This is a genomic window from Burkholderia sp. Ac-20379 (assembly GCF_017104645.1).
Classification (GTDB): Bacteria; Pseudomonadota; Gammaproteobacteria; order Burkholderiales; family Burkholderiaceae; genus Burkholderia.
In genome coordinates this window covers 1-565 of the sequence record NZ_JAAGPF010000799.1, presented here as the reverse complement: position 1 = coordinate 565, position 565 = coordinate 1, and the positions used below count along the sequence as shown (strand labels likewise).

Sequence of the window (565 nt, the reverse complement as noted above, 5' to 3'; positions counted from 1 at the left end):
GCTGGCTGGCGCCGGGCGGAGGCGGCCGGCCCGATGCGCGAGTCGGGCGACACCGCCGCGCGCGGCGTCTCGCTGTGGCGAGTGGCGATATGCCTGGCGGGGATCGGCGCGCTGGCCTGCGCCGCGTGGTGCTGGCTGGCGTCGGGCGCATGAGCGATCCCGCGTGCGGCGCGATCGCTCGGCTGCGCTCAGTCGGGGTTCGGCCCGGCCAGCGTCCGAAGCTCCGACATCCCGCCCGGCGCGATATCTTCCAGCACCTCGGCGAAGCTCTTGCCGACCAGCCGCCGCGCGCGCTTGAGCAGCACCGGCAGCGGGCTCGACGGCTCGGCGCGTTCGTAGTATTCGCAGAGCTCGTCGAGCCGGCGGATCACGTCGGCCTGGCTGGCGATCGTGTCGGGGCGAGCGGCGGCGGCCGGTGCGGCTTCGCCGTCGCTGCCCGGCGTGCCGGTCGCATCCGTCGCGTCCGTCGCGTCCGGTGTTCCGCCGGCCGTGGCCAGTTCCGGAAAGCGCCGCGCCAGTTGCGCATCGACGAACTTGCGCAATTCGTCGATATCGACGCCCAGCA

General features: G+C 74.2%; 1 pseudogene. It reads right to left on the bottom strand.

Annotated elements, in window-relative coordinates:
- Nucleotides 1–188: 188 nt before the first annotated feature.
- Nucleotides 189–565, bottom strand: a pseudogene (locus G3N92_RS34700) (type VI secretion system protein TssA); the annotation flags it as partial.